Raw genomic sequence first — 16,888 nt, forward strand, 5'->3', positions numbered from 1 at the left:
GCTCGATCGTTAAGTCTATACTATTGCTCAAACTTACACGAGACTAGAGCAGAGAATGGCAAATTGCAAGAGATTATCGCCTCAAACCCCGAATGTAACGAGATATTGAGCAGAATCGACAATTGACAACGACCAATTGAAGGCGAAAAATTGGATAGCGTGATTCCTCCAATCTTTAGAGCGTTCAATCTCCCTCGCGATCGTGCTCATTCAACCCCTACCGACAGAAGTCGTACATTTAATTGCGGCTGGCGAAACCATCGATTCGATCGCGGCGGTGGTGCGGGAGTTGGTGGATAACGCCATCGACGCTGGGGCCACCCGAATTTCGATTTCCGTTTGGCCGTCTCTGTGGCGGGTGCAAGTGGCCGATAACGGTATGGGAACGAGCTGGGAAAACCTGAAGTTAGCCGCATCTGCCCACAGTACCAGCAAAATTCATCACAGTGCCGATCTCAATCGAATTACCAGTTTGGGATTTCGAGGAGAAGCCCTCCACAGCCTCGCGCAACTGGCGGATTTGGAGATTTGCAGCCGCACTCGCGCCGGAAACGGATGGCGAGTCACTTACGATCGCCGAGGAAAACCCCAAAAGATAGAACCGGTGGCGATCGCCCCTGGCACTATCGTCTCCGTCGCGAATTTGTTCCAAGACTGGTCTGCTCGACGCGATGCCCTCCCCTCGGCGTCCCAACAATTGCGATCGGTTCAGCAGTTTGTGGGACAAATGGCACTGTGCCATCCCCAGATTACCTGGCAGGTGCGACGGGATGACCGACATTGGTTTGCCATTTCTCCCGGAGACACCCCTCGCCAAATTCTGCCCCAAATCGCCCGCAACGTTCGACCGGAAGATTTGCAACATTTGCGGGTGGAGATAACGGAAGATCTCCCCTCGTCTAACCCGATCGCCCAATCGATCGAACTCGTTCTGGGATTACCCGATCGCTGCCACCGTCGGCGATTGGATTGGGTGAAAGTTGCCGCTAACGGTCGGATCGTCCGTATGCCGGATTTGGAAGGAACGATCGTCTCGGCGTTTGCCAAAACCCTACCTCGCGATCGCTATCCTCTGTGCTTCGCCCACCTAGAATTGGTTCCCGAGGCGATCGATTGGAACCGCCATCCTGCCAAAACCGAAATTTACCTGCACCGGGTTGAAGCGTGGCAGGCGCGATTGAAAGATGCGATCGATCGCGCTTTGCAACTGAGTCCGATCCACGCACCAGCCGCCAGCAAGCAGCGCGTCACTCAACTGATTAAAGCGTCCGAACCTCGGGGAAAATATTCGGTAACGCCACCATCGAATGTTGGAGATGGGTCTGCTGAGGAAAGCCTACCCCACAGCCTGCGCGCCGTTGCCCAAGTCAGCAATACCTATATTGTGGCCGAACACCCCACAGGTATGTGGCTGGTGGAGCAACATATCGCCCACGAACGGGTGTTGTACGAAGAATTATGCGATCGCTGGCAACTGGTACCCATCGAACCCCCGATCGTGCTGGAATGGCTCGAAACCCAGCAAATCGAACAGCTTCAGCGTCTGGGTCTCGATATTGAATCCTTTGGGGAGCAAATGTGGGCCGTGCGTACGGTTCCGGCACTTCTCAAAGAACGAGAGGACTGCGCGGCGGCGATCGTCGAACTGAGCCAGGGGGGAGACTTGCAAGCGGCTCAGGTGGCAACGGCGTGCCGCAGTGCCATTCGCAACGGTACGCCCCTCACCTTACCCGAAATGCAAACCCTGCTCGATCGATGGCAGCGTACCCGCAACCCCCGCACTTGCCCCCACGGACGACCGATTTACTTGGTACTCGAAGAAACGGCACTCGCTCGCTACTTCCGCCGTCATTGGGTCATTGGGAAAAGTCACGGAATTTAACGTCACTTCGGGATCGGACAGTGTCTGGGTATGGGGCATTGGTGAAACGCGCGCGGAAATCCCTCGTTTGTCAAGGGTGCGCTCGTGACGATGGCATGGTTAAAAAGACTCCAAGAAACGGGGAGTGTTCCCCCTAGTGTACTAACGTCAGTTTTGCTTAAGCCGCCTCGCGAGGATACCAACTCTCGATGACGTTTGGGCGGTCGGCCAGTCGCTCTTCATCGAGGCGGCAACATGGAGTATATCTCTTTGCCCAAGAGATATACTCCATTCCCCATTCCCTTTACCGAATTCTCCCTTCCCCACCCTCACCTGAAACAGTCTTATCCAAAACTGACGTTACTAGGAGCGGGGGGACAAGTCCCTAACCTGCATTATTCATGAGGTTCGACGACAATCCCTCAAAGCCTTGCCCAAAAAGCAAGCTGGCAAGTTACCCGAACAACAGTCTGTTTTTGAGGTTCGAGAGAGATTGGGGGTTTAGCGTTTGGTGAATTATCCAGGCTAAGCTCAAAGACCGTGATAAGTTTCGTCAGTTTCTCGCACAACACAAAGATAAAATTCAAACAAAAATAGCTGAACAGTGGGGAGAATAATTGACGCAGCCAAATGTCAGCCATGTCTTGAAAAAGCTAGGAATGATTACTCGTAAAAAAAACGGAAAGCTATCAGGAAAGTGATGAATAAAAGCGAGAAAAATTTAAAAGAATATGAAACTAGATTAAACCCCAGAGGCGAGTCTATGTTGATGAGTCGGAGTTTAATAATCGAGAGGATTACCCCTATGGTTACAGTCCTCAGGGAGAAAGATGCTACGCACTTAAATCGGGGAAGAGAACTCAAAGAGTAAGTTGAATGACTGCCCTGATAGAGCAAACAATGTTTGCTCTACTCACGTTTGAAGGCTCCTGTAATCGAGTGTGTAAATGCTGCTTTCACAAAATGTCCTAACGTATGCGCGTAGCGCTATGCAAGAGGAAAACCAAGATCTTGGAGTCGTTAAACCCTTGCGTAAAGAACGCTTGAGACCTCCGCTCGACCTCTCTCCCAATAGTGGCGATCGCCCCCTTGACAAATGAGCGATTTCCTTCAGCTTTCACCAATGGCTGTTGGCCTGGGGAGGCAACTGGTTGTAACAGCTGTAGTTTACCAAATTATGTAATAATAATTATCATTATCATTCTTTCAATCTATGTCATCTCCATTTGCTGCCCGTACCTCGGTTGAAGCAGTCGAAGAAGGGATGCTCCTGGCTCCTAAGTTTGATGCCCATGGGCTCATCCCCGTTATCACCACGGATGCTGCAACCGGCGAGGTGCTGATGCACGGCTATATGAATGAAGCGGCGTTGCTAAAAACCCTTGAAACCGGCGAAGCTCACTACTACAGCCGCAGTCGTCAGCAGCTCTGGCACAAGGGAGCCACCAGTGGGCTGGTGCAGACCGTGCAGCAATTGTTGATTGACGACGACCAGGATTGCCTGTGGATGAAAGTCAAGGTCGCCGGATCCGGGGCCAGTTGCCACGTAGGCTATCGCTCTTGCTTTTACCGCCAGATTTCCTCTGGCGAGGGCGATCTGACGGCGAATCGCCCCTTTGCCCTCACCTTTACGGAAACCACCAAAACTTTTAACCCCATCGCCGTCTATGGGGATGCGCCCAATCCAACTCAACTTTGAACCGAGGACAGTATCATGCCGCTGCGTCATCAACCCGCCCCACCCACCCCCTGGGACCGCGATCTGGATCGGCCCACCATTGCCACATCTGCCTATGTCCATCCCCAGTGCAGTCTGATTGGGGATGTGCAACTAGGCGAAAATGTAATCGTCGCCCCCAATACCTCCATTCGTGCGGACGAAGGGGCTCCCTTTTACATCGGTGCGAATACCAATATTCAGGATGGGGTGGTCATCCATGGATTAGAGCAGGGACGAATCTTAGGGGACGATGGGCAAGCCTACTCGGTGTGGATCGGTCATGATACCTGCATTACCCATATGGCGTTGATCCACGGTCCGGCTTACATTGGGAATGAGTGTTTTATTGGCTTTCGCTCGACGGTGTTTAATGCCCAGGTGGGTCACGGTTGCATTGTGATGATGCACGCCCTGATTCAGGATGTGGAGATTCCCCCCGGTAAGTATGTGCCGTCGGGAGCGGTGATTACGACTCAGCAGGCCGCCGATCGGCTGCCGGATGCTAAAGAGGGCGATCGCACCTTTTCTCACCACGTGGTCGAAATTAATCAAGCCTTACGGGCAGGGTATCGCTGTGCTGACGATACTACCTGCGTCACCTCTTTGCAGAATCCGACCTCGAGTAATGGCTCTGGGTCTATGTCTCAAAATGGCAAAGCACCTCACCCTTTACAGGCAGATATTGTAGACACGATCCGACAACAACTCCGCCTGGGTCACCACATTGGCCTGGAATTTGCCAATGCGCGACGATTCAAGGTTGGTTCCTGGCAGAGTGGCCCTACGATTACCAGCGCCCATGAGGCTCAGGTGCTAACCCAGGTGGAGCAGTTTTTGGCCGATCGTCCCAGCGACTACGTGCGATTGTTGAGCATTGACCCCAAGGCAAAACAGCGTCAATGGGAGAGACTGATTCAGAAGCCAGAGTGAGCTTCAAAATCAAATTTTGGGTCTAGCGATTAAATAGTAAAATATCGCAGTATATAGGAGTAAAACGTAATCAAACAGAGACTCCTATGTACCTCTCTCCTAAACAAGTTCAAGACCGCTACGGTTATCACCCTAAAACTCTCGCTCGCTGGGCAAACGAAGGAAGGCTCGATGATCGGAAATCCCCTGGCGGGCATCGTCGAGCTAGCACCGCATCCTTCACGATGCAAGTAATCGGACAAAAGGAGGTCGAAGCCGATGTCACTCAGGAGAAAGAAAGGATTTAGTATCGCAACGAAGTCGATGCGAACGAAGCTACACCGCGATGGTGTGAGTTTTCAGCCGACGAAAGCGATTTTTAACGAACTGGTGGAGTTCTACTTCACCATCGTTGACAAGCATCCTGAAATCATCGAAACCCCCGCTAAGTCTAACGGCGGGTGGCGTGGCATCGAGCTGATGACGGTTGGGGACGGTCGAATCAGAAACGGGCGTACTGGCTAAAGTCGAAGATTTACGAGGGAGTGAAGCGAATTGCTTACCAGGACTTCGGAATCTTGACCACGCGGGTGTCTCCAAGAAACACCTCGAAATTAGACCCGTGGGGAAATGACTTAGCCCGTCAGAACGAGATCGACGAAAGTGTGACCGAGTACCAACCCGGTGCAACCTGGGTATGGAACGAAGGTTATCGGGCACATTCGGGTCTTAACGCCGCTCGAAACGTTGGGTTGAAAGCAATCGCTCGATACAGAACTAACCCGATCCTGGAGTTTCCGGAAAAGGGGAAAGCCTAGAGGGGTAACGCTTTAGGTGTGCGATGAGGCTAGTAAATAGGGTTTTGCGACTCCTACCTCTCATTGTACAAGGCTAGGGTAGACTGCCTACCTGACTCCTACTAAACTACGCCCTTAACGGTAGAGGCTAAGCCTCCGAAGCTGTGAGAAGCGACTACAGAGGAGTTGGAGAAAGTGAACAGCAAATTGTACGGTTTAACGCCGATTTAATACGTTTTTCTGGCTACTCACAGTGTGCTTCTTAGAGTTGTCGTTATATCCACCGCCCGCTGCCGTATAGAACCCATTTGAGATATCATCCTTGAGCCACAAGCCTTATAGTGAGACCGATTTGCCCTGAGAAAGTCGCAAATGACTCCACTCAGGCAGCTCTGTATGGAGCAACTCGATGAACGACTTCCTTCAAAGCCAGACACCACCGAGAAAGATGTCAAATGGGTTCTATAACTGTGGTGTTGTGCAGCCGCAGATAAGCCCGAATCCTCACCGAAAACCTATGTTTGGTCCACACCAATGCCATAGGACAGATGATTAGTTCCCACCACCACCAAACACCGTTATTCTTGCAACATTTGCATCACAAATTCCGCAAAGGCATCATCTTCCAATCGTTCTAGGGCATCTTGCAAGACTTCTGTCGGTAAACCGGTGCGATCGCCACTATTGGGAGAGGGTACGATGAGCGCCATATGTTCGAGAGTTTGTCGGAGATCGTCGAGAATGCGCTGGCGTTTGAGTTCCAGAATCCTGGCGGCGCGCCGGGTCGAGCATTCCCAACGAAAGGCAGTTGCGATCGCATCTTTTGAAGGGTAAGCGTCCATATTGGCTTCGATGAAATAATTTAGTAAAAACTCGCAGACCTTGAAGGGAAACGGTGCAGGGGAGAAAAAAGGGGTAGGAATATCACACCCGACCCCTGACGCCTAATCGTCTGTTATTGGTATTAAGCTATAGTTATACCTCTTATAAGCTTTCATGATGTATTTAAACGCACACTTCATCGCTTCAGAGGTGCAAATTTAAAAAACTTTGAATATATCAAAACAGCACAAACTTACGCACGAGAGAGTTACACCAGGTTTGCGATTTCCTTACGTCGGTTCAAGTATCGCAATATCTGCGATCGTTCCTTGTTCGTTGAGGGTCGCGCCTGCTAAGCTCGTTCCACCGAGTCGCGATCGCCGATGAAAACACGCTCTAGCTACTGGCAACTCCTCCCCTACCTGCGTCCCCATGGATGGACGATCGCCGGTGCAATTGCCTGTACCCTCGCATTTACCATCTTCTGGCCGATTCTGGGATGGCTTGCCGGTCGAGTCGCCAACTTCATCGGGCAAGGGGATTTCGCCGCTATCGCGCAACTGGCCGCCTACAGCGCCGTTATCTTCCTGCTGCGAGGTGCCGTACAGTACGGTCAGGATACCCTGATGGCTAAAGCTTCCCTGGGCGCGGTACTCAACTTGCGAGGGCGGGTTTACGCTCACCTCCAGACCCTCAGCCTCGACTACTTCGCCACCGCCAAAACCGGCGATTTATCCTATCGACTCACTGAAGATCTCGATCGCATCGGCGAAGTCATCTACAAAATCTTTCACCAGTTCCTCCCCTCCATGTTGCAACTGGTTGTCGTCCTGGGCTACATGGTGTGGCTGAACTGGCAACTGACCATCGCCGCCTTCATCATCGCCCCGTTGATGGCGGTTTTAATCGGTTGGTTCGGGGAACGACTGCTGAAATTTTCTCGCCGTTCCCAGGCGCAAATCTCCAATTTAGCGGCCCTGCTGACGGAACTCTTTGGGGGGATGCGGTTAATTCAGGCGTTCGCCGCCGAAGACTATACCTTAGCCCGGTTTACCCAACAAGCCCAGGCCAACCAACGCACCAAATATGCGGCCGAACAAGTTAAAGCCCTCCAGTTTTTCGTAGTGGGTTTTTTTGAAGCCATGAGCGTGTTGTTGCTGTTTTGGCTGGGGGCTTGGCAGATTTCGCGGGGCAACCTCACCGGCCCCGGATTTGTCAGTTACGTGGCGGGGGTGGCGATGTTAATCGATCCCATCGGTCAAGTCACCGGCAACTACAACGAGTATAAGCAGGGAGAAGCATCCGTCGATCGCATTTTCGAGTTAACGAACATTGCTCCAGGAGTCCTCGAACAACCCGATGCCGCTGAGTTATCGGCCGTTACCGGTAAGGTGGAGTACCGCAACGTCTGGTTTGCCTACGAATCGCCATCCACCTCGGAAACCCCCTGGGTTTTGCAAGACCTCGATTTACTCGTCCGTCCGGGGGAACTTATTGCCTTGGTAGGGGCCTCTGGGGCGGGCAAAACCACCCTAGCGAACCTGCTGCCCCGCTTTTACGAACCCCAACGGGGGCACATTTTCATCGATGGCGTGGATATCCGCACGGTGACCCTATCGAGTTTGCGCCAACACATCGGCATCGTCCCCCAGGAGACGATTTTATTTACCGGAACCATCGCCGAAAATATTGCCTTCGGTCGTTCGGAGTTCGACTTGGAGGAGGTGGTGGCTGCGGCGAAAATTGCTAATGCCCACCAATTTATCAGCCAGTTTCCCGAAGGCTATCAGACTTGGGTGGGAGAACGAGGGGTGAATTTATCTGGGGGACAGCGCCAGCGTTTAGCCATTGCCCGCGCCGTACTCCTCGACCCCCACATTTTGATTCTCGACGAAGCGACATCGGCCCTGGATTCGGAATCGGAAGCGCTGGTACAGGAGGCCTTAGAGCGGATTATGGAACGGCGGACGGTATTTGCCATCGCCCATCGCCTGGCCACCGTGCGCCGCGCCAACCGGATTTTGGTGTTGGAGGGGGGACGCATTGTGGAATCGGGAACCCACGCCGAATTGTTGGAAAAGGGCGATCGTTACGCGCGTTTTTACGCCCGCGAGTTCGACCTGTAAAGGTGGGCTTCGGGGGCGTCGGGGGCTTCGGGAGCAGGGGGGGAAGACTTTAGTACGATCGCACAGTTGTCCGATGTTGTCCAAATGGTCGTACCCACTGCGATATCGAAGCATCTTGACAATCGAGATCGAATCTAAAGTCGAAAATCTAAAATCTAAAATCTAAAATCTAAAATTTTATTGAGCCTTTACGCTAGGATCGAGCAGTGCCGTATATCTGGTGACTGTTGGCATCAGTCGGCCACAAACTTGGGGAGCGCTCGTTGCACTTGCACGTTGGTTTTGAAAGCAAGTCCAAATTCCGAATCTAGAGTTGAGACAGTACAGTTCTAGGTGTTTTTGGGATTCGCTCGAGAAAAAATTTCGAGCCATCGCGACTTCGGTCATGACCATTGGCTTATTTCTATACATTCCTTGACCGGCTCAATTTCGAGGGGCTATCTATCTTGCTCGATCGAAATATTCTGTGAAAATGCAAAATTTGGGTCGTCGTAGACCGACTCTTTAAGCCGAGGATAGACAAGTTTCGAGGGTACGAACAGCGATTTTCGAGCGAGATGGCAGACCCTAGTATTAATTCATTGTCGATGAACTCCACTCTGAAAAATTTATTACGTTTGTTGTCTTTCGAGTATCTTACGCTCGATCGAGATGCAATCGTTCTTGACTGTTCCTTACCAGATTTTGAGAATAAATTCGAACAAGTTTCGATTGGTAAACCTTTGTCATTAGATTTCCCAGACATACCAGATATTAAAATTATTCTGGGTGAACTCTTGGCAGGAACAAGAGATAGCTATCGAACTTCTATTATTTTAGACAAATCTAACTCACCTCAGACATCACTCCACCTAGACTTCCATTTCTGGGTCGATCGAGATGGGGAAATCCCCGCCGATCGAGTCTTAGTTTGTATTGAAGAGTTAACGACAAAAAGAGTTTTAGAACAAAAAATTTTAAAAAAATCGAACGAAGCAAGTTTACTAGCCATGGCTTGGTCGGCTTCTCAAGCCTACTTAGACCAAATTATTAATTCCATGGCGGATGCTTTAATTGTTACCGATTATTCAGGAACGATTAAAAAGCTCAATCCGGCCACCCAAACCTTATTTGGATACGATGAATCGGAGTTACTCGATCGAAATATTAGTTTTATTTTTCCCGAGGGGTTTGATTTCTCATTGTTTGCGACTTCGAAAACGACAGATTATTCGGATTTAGATGCTCAAAATCGCAATCTAGAAATTTCTTGCTCGACAAAATCCGGAGACGAAGTGATTGTTGATTTGTCTCGAGCAAAAATTCCAACGGATATTAAAGACCTGCCAGATTTTGTCTATCTGGGAAAAGATATCACCAATCGAGTCAAGGCTGAAATTAAACTAATACAATCCCTCGAAAAAGAGAAAGAAATAAATGAGCTAAAATCGCGATTTGTGGCGATGACCTCTCACGAATTGCGAACGCCTTTAAATACGATTTTATTTGCCTCCGAATTACTCCGAGATGTGAATCCAGAGGAGAGCGAAGAACTCTTGGAAGCGATCGATTTTAACGTCAAACGGCTGACGGAACTCGTCGATTACGTCTCGATTGTTGGCAAAACCGAGCTAGAAACCGTCGAACTGAAAAAAACAACTCTCGATCTCGTTGAATTTTGTCGAGGTCTCACCTACGAAATTCAATTAAGTCAGGGCAATGATTCCGTTCTCAAATTTAGCAGTGCTTCCAAAAAAATGTCAGCGAATGTCGATCGAAAAATTCTCCGACATACGATTAAGAGTTTGCTCTCCAATGCCGTAAAATATGCTTCAAAAAAAGGACGAGTTTCCCTCAAACTGACTCGGGAGGAGAATGAAATTGTCTTTTTAGTCAAAACTCAAGGCAACGCATTACCCATCGGCGATCGACAAAAGCTGTTGGAATCCTGTTATAGTTCCGGCAGCCTGAGCGAAATTCCCGAAACGGGATTGGGATTTGCGATCGCTCAAAAGTACGCAAGACTGCAAGGAGGACGAGTGGAAGTGGAAGATAATGCTAGAAAGGGAACCGTGTTTAAAGTCACCATTCCGGACTCGAATTAAGGCGATCGTTCTGAATTTCCACCCTTCAGACATCGGAATTAAGCCGATCGAAAACGAACAAATAAAGGCGATCGCCCCCCTCAGAACGATCGCCTTTTCTCTTTATTCAAATCCCAATTCAGACATCGATCTTAGTGGTGAAACTGTTGATGCAAAGCATCCCAGGTTTTCTCCCCAACGATGCCATCGATAACCAAACCATTACGATTTTGGAATGTCTTGACAGCCGCTTCCGTACGAATGCCAAAGATACCGTCAACGGTTAGTGTCTCGCCGAAATGATTTAACAAATCTTGCAAGTATTGAACATCCTCGCCGGTGCTGCCTTTGTACAGAGTGGGCAAACTCGGGGTGACGGGAGCATTGCGAACTTCCACTAGGCGATTCCAGGTTTGCTCTCCAACAATGCCATCGACGACTAAATGGTAATCCTCTTGGAATTGCTTAACGGCACCTTCTGTTGTCGATCCAAAAATGCCATCAACTTTCAACTCAAAATCGTAGATATAGTTGAGCGTATCTTGCACGTATTTGACATCATCGCCAGTGCTACCTTTGCGGAGAACGGGGTGAGTTTTGGCGGTTTCTTTGGCAACAGTCATGATTTTATCCTCTGTAAATCGGTTGGTGTTGGGTGTGTTTCTTTCGATGTCTTCACTATCGCCAATTCCTCACGAACTCCGAACCCCATCCGTGCCACTTCTCCAATTCCAACTCGATCGCACTTTTGCCAGCGATTTCTCAAATTTTTCAAATGCCCGTCCCGATTGAGTCAGTACCCATCGGGGGTAGTATGACAGTCCGAGAATTGATCGAAAAAATAGGGCGATCGAACTCCGAGAGGGATTGAGGAAAGATACGGGTTAACCAAATTGACGGACAAAATTTCGTGATGTAGGTTGGGGTAAGAGCTACCAAACAAAACAGATGATTGACAAACTGAGTTTATTACAAGATTTATCCTTGCGATATTGTCTAGATTTTTTAAAAAATGAATCCGCACGAACTACCTATACAAAGAACAAAAAAAACTTAAAAAACAACGATATTTTCCTCTCCTCCTATCCTCGATCGGGAAATACTTGGATGCGCCTCATGCTCGCGGATTTTCTTTTACAAGCCAGCGGGATTCCAACCCAGACCGATCTTCCCGTCAGTCTCGGTCAAGTTGTCCCCGATATCTACAGAGACGATCTCGATGAAATAGACGATCGATTAAAAATTCCCTTTCGGTTAATTAAGACTCACGAAAAATACGATCGCATTGGTGGCTTCCCTCATCTAGTCCAAACCCCAAAAATTATCTATTTATTTAGAAACCCCCATCAAACCTTACTATCTTATTCAAAATTCAATAAAAAAGACCCCGATCGATTTTGCTCGATCGCTTTATCTGAATGGTGCAAAAATATACAAACCCATATTCGAGCGAAGCAACTCGAGTCAAAAGACATCTTATTTATTTCCTACGAATGCTTGAAAGAAAATCCCATTGATACTTTAACCAGAGTCTTAAACTTTACTGGGTTATCCCTCGACTCATCGATGGTCAGTCAAGCCGTGGAAAACCACTCATCCCAGAAACACCAGTTAAAAGGCTGGAAAGGTTATCCATCGGATACTCGTCCGAATCGGTTCAGTCAAGGGCAAACCGTCACCAAAAACGAACTCCTGCCTGAAACAGTTCAACTCATTGAATCGAAGGGAAAGTCACTGTACGATCGGGCAAAGCAGCTGGAATTACAAGATATGGATTCGGAAGATTAAGAGCGTAAAACTTCAAAGAAACGATCTACCTAATAAATTTGGGCTGGGGTCGATCGCGATCTTCAAGCTCGTGTTTGACATCGCCAGGGTGAGTTGAGGGATAGTGGGGGGAGCAGGGGGAGAAAGATTCAGGCGGAAGTATAGCTGTCCTCACGTAACCTCAGTACCGTTAGAATTTCATCCTCATTTGATTTTGGGTTGATAACCTGACGTAAATATCCGAAGATACGAGAACCCAAAAAAATGGGAAAGATCGAGAGAAGCATTCAGGATTGACGATCGACCTGACCCGATTCACGCTTTCTCCTGACGACGAATCCACCGCGTTTAACAGATCCCGAATATGGAAACCCTCCATCTACGACTGCAAGGCATGAGTTGTGCATCCTGCGCTCGAACCATCGAACGATCGATTCAAGGGATTCCCGGTGTGACTGAGTGCAACGTTAACTTTGCCCTAGAACGGGCAACGGTCAAATTCGATCGAACCGCCACGAACCCCGACACCATCCAACAAGTGGTTGCCAAAGCCGGATATACTGCCATTCCCGACACAGAAACCGAAGGTTCCAATCCCGAAGATTCCGAAACCGCAACCCAAACGGCAAAACAGAACCAACTTCAGCGCAAAGTTATCGTCGGTGGCATCCTCAGCCTTTTTCTCGTCGTCGGTTCCCTGCCCATGATGCTGGGTTTTCCCATCCCCTTTATCCCGATGTGGCTGCATCATCCCTGGTTGCAGTTCGCCGTGAGTACGCCGGTGATGTTTTGGTGCGGCAATTCCTTTTTCCTCGGCGCAGGGAAAGCCCTAAAACGCCGCACCTCTGATATGAATACCCTGGTGGCGTTGGGAACCGGGACGGCATACATTTATTCCCTATTCGCAACGATATTTCCCAGCTTCTTCCAAGATCGGGGACTCGCCGCCGATGTCTACTACGAACCTGCCGCAGTCGTGATTACTCTGATTCTGCTCGGGCGACTGCTGGAACATCGCGCCCGAGGGCAAACTTCTGCCGCCATCTGCAAATTAATGGGCTTGCAGGCGAAAACCGCACGAGTCATCCGAGAAGGAACGGAACTCGATATTCCTATTGCCGAGGTGGTGGTGGGGGATATTGTCGTAGTACGTCCTGGTGAAAAAATCCCCGTGGATGGAGAAGTGATGGTGGGTTCCTCGACGGTAGACGAGTCGATGGTGACGGGAGAATCCATCCCTGTCGAAAAGCAAGCGGGGGATGAAGTGGTGGGGGCAACCCTGAACGCCACAGGGAGTTTCCAGTTCCGGGCGACGCGGGTGGGCAAAGATACCCTGCTGGCGCAAATCGTTCAACTGGTGCGCGATGCCCAAGCTGCCAAAGCCCCGATTCAGAAACTCGCTGACAGGATAACCGAATGGTTCGTTCCCGTTGTCATCGCGATCGCCCTGATTACATTTCTCGTGTGGTTTAACGTCACCAAAAACCTCACCCTAGCGATGGTGACGACGGTTGGGGTGTTGATTATCGCCTGTCCCTGCGCCCTGGGTTTGGCAACCCCCACCTCGATTATGGTGGGAACGGGGAAAGGGGCGGAAAACGGCATTCTGATTAAAGGGGGGGATAGTTTGGAACTGGCGCACGAACTGGATGCGATCGTCCTCGATAAAACCGGAACCCTCACCCAAGGCAAACCCAGCGTCACCCGCTACGCCACGGTGGGGGGAACTGCCTACGGTAACGAAATCAAACTCCTGCGACTGGCAGCAGCCGTGGAACGCAATTCCGAACATCCTCTCGCCCAGGCAGTAGTAGACTACGCCCGATCTCAGGGGGTAAAGATGCCATTGCCAGAGGTGGAGGAGTTCCAAGCGGTGGCGGGAATGGGAGTGCAGGGCATCGTTTCCGATCGCCTGGTACAAATCGGTACGGGGCGGTGGATGGTAGAATTAAACATCAAAATGGAAGCGCTGCAAACCCAGGAACGGGAATGGGAAGCGGCGGCTAACACGACGGCGTGGATTGCAGTGGATGGGGAAATTGAAGGCTTGTTGGGAATTGCCGATGCCATCAAACCCTCATCGGTGGATGCGGTGGCGGCGATGCGAAATCTGGGGTTGGAGGTGGTGATGCTGACGGGAGACAACCGCCAAACCGCAGAAGCGATCGCCCGCGAGGTGGGGATTTCCCGCGTGTTTGCCGAAGTTCGCCCCGATCGCAAAGCTGCCCAGGTGAAGATTTTACAAACCAGTGGCAAAGTGGTGGCGATGGTGGGGGATGGGATTAACGATGCCCCGGCTTTAGCCCAGGCAGATGTGGGGGTTGCGATCGGTACGGGAACGGATGTAGCGATGGCTGCAAGCGATATTACCCTGATTTCCGGGGATTTGCGAGGGATCGTGACGGCGATCGAACTCAGCCGCGCCACGATGGGGAATATTCGCCAAAATCTCTTTTTTGCTTATATATATAATGTGTGCAGTATTCCGATCGCTGCTGGGGTGCTGTACCCGATTTTGGGTGTGTTGCTCGATCCGAAGATTGCGGGGGCAGCGATGGCGTTGAGTTCAGTGTCGGTGGTGACGAATGCCTTGCGGTTGCGAAAGTTTGAACCGAGAGTGAGATCGGGGTTAGGTTGATTCAATATATCCACGAGTTCGATCGAAATTTATCTAGAACTGAGAGTCTTTAAGTTTATCTAGTTCGATCTCCAATAAAAAGAAAGATTATGGTTCGCTATCGAAAATATGCTTGAATATATGTGGGATGTAAGTTTCTGAATCTAATTTTTTTCTTTTTCTTATAATTTTTTCAGCTTCTTTTTCTCCCTTTTCTGTTGTGATTAGCCAAGCAATGTCACCAATATTTGGTGTTTTTCCAAGTTCGTCCCACTCTGTTTTAAGTCGATATATTATACTATCAATACCGAGTTCCCAAAGTTTATATTCTAGCTTTTTGTCATTATTATATTCAAACATTCCTATTCTCATAAAACCAGTCTCAAGTATTTCTCGAATTAAGTCGAGAGCCATAACTTGAATTTCATGCTTTTCAATAGTTGGATGTTCTCGCTCAAGTTCGCGAATAATTAGCCATAGACCAACATAGTCTTCTGTTCCTTCGATAATAAAGTCATTCCAAAACTGTGAGTTCATGATTTCAGATTTTTAGGTTACGGATTGAATTTAATTTTGTCAATTTCAGGAGTACTCTGAGGAGCATTAACTTCTATCGTCGCATTACTGTTTGGGCTGCGAGTCATCTTTGTCCGATAACCATTGCTCGCGATACTGTTTTATTGTTTGTATTGTTGTATTCTCATAACCAAACTCAACACCGCAGCAATTACAAATGTCAAATAATGGTGTATTGCCGTCATCTCCCCAAGGAGGAGATAGCTGTAGGAAACCACAAATTTGACAGGCGTAATCTTTCGGGTCTAGCATTTAAGCGATCGACGATCATTACGACTCTATTTTACGATATTCGCAAGGATTCATACCCTCAGAAATTCCATGAAGAACAGATGCAAGTCGATCGAGATCGACAAATGTGACTGGGCGCTCTTCGTTATCGATAAGCTTTTTTAACGCTTCGATATCGTCTGTCAGCGAACCCATAACCATTTCAGGATTGTCGGTCATTTTATAGCATTCTGGAGCATTAATAGACCAGTAATAATCGGCATCGGCAAGCTTAATTTCTTGAAAATCTGCTAACATCTCGATAACTCGATCGCAAATCTTTTGCAGTTGGTCGTGATTAATAGTTGTTATCATTAGTATAGATGAAGAGGAAAAATGTAATTAGTGTTTGATGTTTGCGTTATCGGTCACATTACCAAAGATATTATTCGAGTGGATGGAAAAATTGAGAAATCCATCCCCGGCGGAACGGCATATTACACCTCGATCGCCCTGGCTAGCCTCGGTTTAAACGTCGCCGTCATCACCAAAACGGCCCGAGGCGATCGCACCGAACTCCTCACCGAACTCAAATCCCGAGGCATCACTGTATTTTGGCAACCCAGTCCGGAAACTTCGTTATTTGAAGAAATCTACTATCGAGAAAACCTAGATTTGCGCACTGAAAAAGTCTGGGCAATTGCCGAATCTTTTTCTCCCAACGATATTGTCGATATCGAAGCTAAAGTCTTCCATATTGGGCCGCTAACCGATCGCGATTTTACTGAGGGTTTCTTACCCGCAGTTGCCAACAGCCAACATCTTCTCACGTTAGACGCACAAGGCTTAGTTCGAGAAATTACCCCTTCTGGAGAAGTGCGCGATGTAGATTGGTTTAATAAACAACTCGAACTTCCCTCGATCGATATCCTCAAAGTCGACGATCGCGAAGCCAAAATCTTAGCGGGTGAAACCGATATCGATCGCGCCGCCATCCAACTGAGTCAGTGGGGAGTGGGAGAAACGATCGTCACTTTCGGCAGTCGGGGTTCCCTGGTATACGCCCAAAACCAATTTTATCGAATCCCTGCTTTTGCCCCGAAAGAGGCGATCGATGCCACCGGCTGCGGCGATACCTACATCGCCGGGTACATCTACCAACGCCTCAACGCTACAGATTTCGAGAAAGCCGGTCGATTCGCCGCGCGGGCCGCCACCCGGAAGTTGGAAAAGTTTGGCCCGCTTACGGATTTTCCATCCAGTCTCAAGTAAGTCTATAAAACGTCAGTTTTGCGACCGCGACGTCGACGGGATGCCGACTCTGGGTGAGATTCGGGCGGTTGGCAAGCCTCTTGATGAGCGAAGCGATCGCACTGGCTACATCTGGTTGCTGGGGAGCAAAGTACTTCATCCCGATTCC

Annotated in this window: 14 protein-coding genes; 10 read left to right on the forward strand and 4 right to left on the reverse strand. The window is 49.3% G+C overall.

Translation table 11 applies throughout. The features are described from left to right. The first annotated feature begins 202 nt into the window (after window positions 1-202). The 5 genes from mutL (at window position 203) to AC2215_RS21020 (ending at window position 5,015) form a co-directional block, all read left to right on the forward strand. On the forward strand, window positions 203-1,882 hold the full coding sequence (gene mutL, locus AC2215_RS21000; protein ID WP_486811965.1) for a DNA mismatch repair endonuclease MutL: 1,680 nt from the start codon (window positions 203-205) through the stop codon (window positions 1,880-1,882). Window positions 1,883-2,602: 720 nt separating this feature from the next. Further along, window positions 2,603-2,737, forward strand: a complete 135-nt coding sequence (locus AC2215_RS21005; protein WP_486811978.1) for a transposase — start codon at window positions 2,603-2,605, stop codon at window positions 2,735-2,737. A gap of 337 nt (window positions 2,738-3,074) precedes the next feature. After that, window positions 3,075-3,560, forward strand: a complete 486-nt coding sequence (gene hisI / locus AC2215_RS21010; RefSeq protein WP_486811966.1) for a phosphoribosyl-AMP cyclohydrolase — start codon at window positions 3,075-3,077, stop codon at window positions 3,558-3,560. A 15-nt stretch (window positions 3,561-3,575) separates the two neighbouring features. Beyond that, window positions 3,576-4,511 carry a RuBisCO small subunit-like domain-containing protein gene (locus AC2215_RS21015; protein WP_486811967.1) on the forward strand — a complete coding sequence of 312 codons (936 nt, stop codon included), beginning with the start codon at window positions 3,576-3,578 and terminating at the stop codon, window positions 4,509-4,511. A gap of 303 nt (window positions 4,512-4,814) precedes the next feature. Next, window positions 4,815-5,015, forward strand: a complete 201-nt coding sequence (locus AC2215_RS21020; protein ID WP_486811968.1) for a hypothetical protein — start codon at window positions 4,815-4,817, stop codon at window positions 5,013-5,015. A gap of 850 nt (window positions 5,016-5,865) precedes the next feature. On the opposite strand, the gene AC2215_RS21025 is transcribed toward AC2215_RS21020, so the two are convergent. Next, a complete protein-coding gene (locus tag AC2215_RS21025) occupies window positions 5,866-6,129 on the reverse strand; it encodes a hypothetical protein (protein ID WP_486811969.1) in 264 nt (87 codons plus the stop codon). Between the two features lie 363 nt (window positions 6,130-6,492). Between AC2215_RS21025 and AC2215_RS21030 the strand changes: the two genes are divergently transcribed. Next, window positions 6,493-8,235 (forward strand): ABC transporter ATP-binding protein, encoded by a 1,743-nt coding sequence (locus AC2215_RS21030; RefSeq protein WP_486811970.1) that lies wholly within the window; start codon window positions 6,493-6,495, stop codon window positions 8,233-8,235. A 776-nt stretch (window positions 8,236-9,011) separates the two neighbouring features. Further along, window positions 9,012-10,319: a PAS domain-containing sensor histidine kinase gene (locus AC2215_RS21035; RefSeq protein ID WP_486811971.1), complete on the forward strand. Its 1,308-nt coding sequence runs from the start codon at window positions 9,012-9,014 to the stop codon at window positions 10,317-10,319. 131 nt (window positions 10,320-10,450) lie between these two features. Here the strand turns inward: AC2215_RS21035 and AC2215_RS21040 are convergent, their stop codons facing one another. After that, window positions 10,451-10,921 (reverse strand): peptidoglycan-binding domain-containing protein, encoded by a 471-nt coding sequence (locus AC2215_RS21040; protein WP_486811972.1) that lies wholly within the window; start codon window positions 10,919-10,921, stop codon window positions 10,451-10,453. Between the two features lie 325 nt (window positions 10,922-11,246). Between AC2215_RS21040 and AC2215_RS21045 the strand changes: the two genes are divergently transcribed. Continuing rightward, on the forward strand, window positions 11,247-12,086 hold the full coding sequence (locus AC2215_RS21045) for a sulfotransferase domain-containing protein (protein WP_486811973.1): 840 nt from the start codon (window positions 11,247-11,249) through the stop codon (window positions 12,084-12,086). Between the two features lie 343 nt (window positions 12,087-12,429). Beyond that, a complete protein-coding gene (locus tag AC2215_RS21050) occupies window positions 12,430-14,703 on the forward strand; it encodes a heavy metal translocating P-type ATPase (RefSeq protein WP_486811974.1) in 2,274 nt (757 codons plus the stop codon). A gap of 87 nt (window positions 14,704-14,790) precedes the next feature. Here AC2215_RS21050 and AC2215_RS21055 read toward each other — a convergent pair whose 3' ends face one another. Further along, the gene (locus tag AC2215_RS21055; protein WP_486811975.1) at window positions 14,791-15,219 is read right to left on the reverse strand and encodes a hypothetical protein; all 429 of its coding nucleotides are present in this window, start codon (window positions 15,217-15,219) and stop codon (window positions 14,791-14,793) included. Window positions 15,220-15,528: 309 nt separating this feature from the next. After that, complete coding sequence (locus AC2215_RS21060; protein WP_486811976.1) at window positions 15,529-15,786, reverse strand: hypothetical protein; 258 nt, start codon at window positions 15,784-15,786, stop codon at window positions 15,529-15,531. 87 nt (window positions 15,787-15,873) lie between these two features. Here AC2215_RS21060 and AC2215_RS21065 point away from each other — a divergent pair, with 87 nt between their 5' ends. After that, entirely contained in the window at window positions 15,874-16,740 is an 867-nt protein-coding gene (locus AC2215_RS21065; RefSeq protein WP_486811977.1) for a PfkB family carbohydrate kinase, read from the forward strand. Window positions 16,741-16,888: the final 148 nt, after the last annotated feature.

The sequence above is a fragment of the Zarconia sp. genome (genome assembly GCF_057467645.1).